At 60.2% G+C, this 2,681-nt stretch carries 3 protein-coding genes, 1 tRNA gene and 1 pseudogene; all 5 read right to left on the bottom strand.

What is annotated here, in order from left to right:
• Positions 1–635 (bottom strand): annotated as a pseudogene (locus ACIREA_RS30240) (sensor histidine kinase); the annotation flags it as partial.
• A gap of 22 nt (positions 636–657) precedes the next feature.
• Positions 658–1,446 (bottom strand): PH domain-containing protein, encoded by a 789-nt coding sequence (locus ACIREA_RS30235; RefSeq protein ID WP_397386035.1) that lies wholly within the window; start codon positions 1,444–1,446, stop codon positions 658–660.
• Between the two features lie 57 nt (positions 1,447–1,503).
• On the bottom strand, positions 1,504–1,998 hold the full coding sequence (locus tag ACIREA_RS30230; RefSeq protein WP_397386034.1) for a YbjN domain-containing protein: 495 nt from the start codon (positions 1,996–1,998) through the stop codon (positions 1,504–1,506).
• Positions 1,999–2,034: 36 nt separating this feature from the next.
• Positions 2,035–2,111, bottom strand: a tRNA-Pro gene (locus ACIREA_RS30225).
• 85 nt (positions 2,112–2,196) lie between these two features.
• Positions 2,197–2,681, bottom strand: a 485-nt coding sequence (locus tag ACIREA_RS30220) for a lipase maturation factor family protein (RefSeq protein ID WP_397386033.1), incomplete at its 5' end; no start/stop codon positions are given.

Below are 2,681 nucleotides of genomic sequence, written 5' to 3'. Positions count from 1 at the left end.
TAGGGAAGGACGAGCTGGCGGCGGTCATTGATGCCACCTGCTGCGAGGGCGGTGATGCGGAGGCGGGCATCGATGAGCGACGGGGCGGTTTCCAGCGGTGCATCCACGCGCACTTCCAGCACCCGGCTGCCGATGGCAAGGCGCAGCAGCGAGCGTTTTTCATCCAGCGGCGTCAAAGTGCGGCCAAGGCCCTCAACGATCACGCGCTGGTAATGGAAACGGCCTGTGGCCAGATCATCATAGCTGGCGGGGGCCGCAGAGGGCGGTGCCCCATGACCGAGGATTTGCAGCTCAGCCACATCGACCCCGGGAAAATAAAGGCCGGCGGTGGTGGTGCCCTGAATGCGCACATGGTCACCCACACGCAGATCATTGCGCGTGGGTTTGAAGTGCAGATGCGTGCCTGCGGTGTCGTCTTGTACAAAAGCGGTGCCACCGCTTTCCACGAAGCCGATCGTGGCGGTGAGATCGACCGGCAGTTTTTCCAAACTGCGCTCATACGGCAGCATGCGGATGTCGATGGCGCGGGAGAGAGGCACGCCTGCGGCGAATGACGACTGCCAGATGACGAATGCGGAAAGCAGAACAAACCGCCAGACGGCAAACGCTGGGGCGCAGCGTCTGGCATTCGTCATTCCGCATTCGTCATTCCTCATTTCAGTCATCCGTAGGATCCACACCCCGTTGCAGTTTGCGCACGAGATCTTTCACGACATGGGCGCGGCGCATGTCCTTGAACTGCACTTCGATGCCGGCATTGGCTGCGGTGGAGAAGTCGATGGTGCCGAGACCGAGCAATCCTTTGAGGCCGGCTTCATAGACGTCGATGCTGCGGATGTCGCAGATGCGCGCTTCTTTGGAACTGCGGCCAATGATGCCCCAGATCAGCTCCACACGTTCGCGCGTGACAATGTAGTCGTGCGAATAACGCGCGATACCGACGGCGATGAGCGTGGACGAGGCGCAGAGCAGGGCGATGATGCCGTATTCGAGCTGGATCACGCATAGTAGTGCGCCGGCAACAGTTAGCAGCAGGCAGAGGATCAGCGCCTTGGTGTAGCCCAGCCAGGATGGATGCGCATGATGCAGGATGATTTCACCGCTGGGGGAGTAGTCGAAATCGTCATCCTTGTCTTCCTCGGGGGCTTCTTCGTCGGCTTCCTCCTCCACTTCGTCTTCCGCCTCTGGCTCCGGTTCATCGGGAAGTTCCGTGTCAGGACTGATCTCACGATACATGGGCCGGGCGATCCGCGCCTGGCCGCTGCTGGCACTGGGACGGCGCATGCCGCTGACCAGTTCCCCCACGGTGTGCATATGGCCGGTGTCCTCATCCAGACACATCTCTCCGCGAGCAAGGGAGCCACGGGCCACGAGGGTGTAGAGATCCTCCTTGGACAGCGGATCGCTGAAAGCCGGGTGCTGCGGGAGTGTGTAGCGGGCGGACATTGGGAAAGCCTGTTCGCGGCCACAAAAGCACAGGCGGACTGCCCGTGTCACGTCCAATCACTCTGCCTCGGGCACGGGCGGGAGCAAATCTTCGCGTTTCATCAGGTCCGCGACCTTGAGCAGCAACAGTTCACCTTTGGGCGTCTGAATGATTTCACCGAGGAACGGTGTGAGGCGGTCCATCTCCGCCACGGCGGAATGCACGAGGCTGGCGATGATGCGCGCATCGTGGCGGTTTGGCGGGAAAACATTCGTGACGCGGAACATCACCTGGCCGCTCTCCCATTCGAGCTCGAAGTTGCCCAGGTTCAGATCCTTGTTCGTGCGCATGAGCAGCTCGCACACAGGCAGGCGGTGGGAGGGGGGCACCTGCAGAGTGGAGTTCGAGACGACGGTGATGATGTGCGTCTCGCCAAAAACCTGCACGTGTAGAGGGATCTTGGTATGGTGCGCTTCAAAATCAGCCTCGATGACGGAATGCTCGGGAACTTCTCGGTAGAGCCAGCCCATTTCCTTGAAGGTGTTCAGGGCGGTGGCGTAAAGGGCGGACATGAGTCGGGATTGAGATCTGAGATTTTAAATCTTAGATGGTCGGGGCGGCCAGATTCGAACTGACGACTTCTTGCTCCCAAAGCAAGCGCTCTACCAGGCTGAGCTACGCCCCGAAGGTTGTTTCCCTTATTCGAAACCGAACGAGGGGTCGCGATAGTGCCGCAGGATGGAACAGACGCAAGAGGAATGTCGAATGAATCATCTTCCAGAGGCTTTTAGTGACATGGTTCCGCTGAAATTGCCTCTGAGTTCGCGCTCCCACCACTCCCCGGAGACGTTCCGCACCTCCGGGCTGGTGAAATGGTAGCGGTAGAGTTTGGCGCGGATGTGGGTGATTTTTTCGATGGGGAGGGGTGGCGGCTCCAGCAGTTCCCATACCGGCTGCTTGTGCTGGAGCAGGGCGGTGCAGAACTGGCCAAACCAGTGCATGGGGGAGTTTGGGTTCGCATCCCGCTGCGGGTCGTAGTTGGGATACAGCGCAGCGAACCACATCTGCCAGTCCAGCCGGGGCTGATGCGGGGCGATGAAAGGCGGGCGGCGCTTGGGATCTCCGGGCCTGTATTTAAACTCCAGCGGCAGGAAGAGCGCGCCGTCGTCGCTGACTTCGAGAATGATCTCGGGCCGCTCTTCGGTCATGTCCTGAAAGAGGCCATAGGCATTGAATGAGCGCGTGTGGGCGATGG

The sequence above is a fragment of the Prosthecobacter sp. genome (genome assembly GCF_044373815.1).
GTDB lineage: Bacteria > Verrucomicrobiota > Verrucomicrobiia > Verrucomicrobiales > Verrucomicrobiaceae > Prosthecobacter.
This window is presented reverse-complemented; position numbering and strand designations above follow the sequence as displayed.

Excerpts from the sequence above, each read along its gene's own strand:
- ACIREA_RS30230 (WP_397386034.1), bottom strand. The coding sequence starts at position 1,998 with ATGTCCGCCCTTTACGCCACCGCCCTGAACACCTTCAAGGAAATGGGC.
- ACIREA_RS30235 (WP_397386035.1), bottom strand. The coding sequence starts at position 1,446 with ATGTCCGCCCGCTACACACTCCCGCAGCACCCGGCTTTCAGCGATCCG.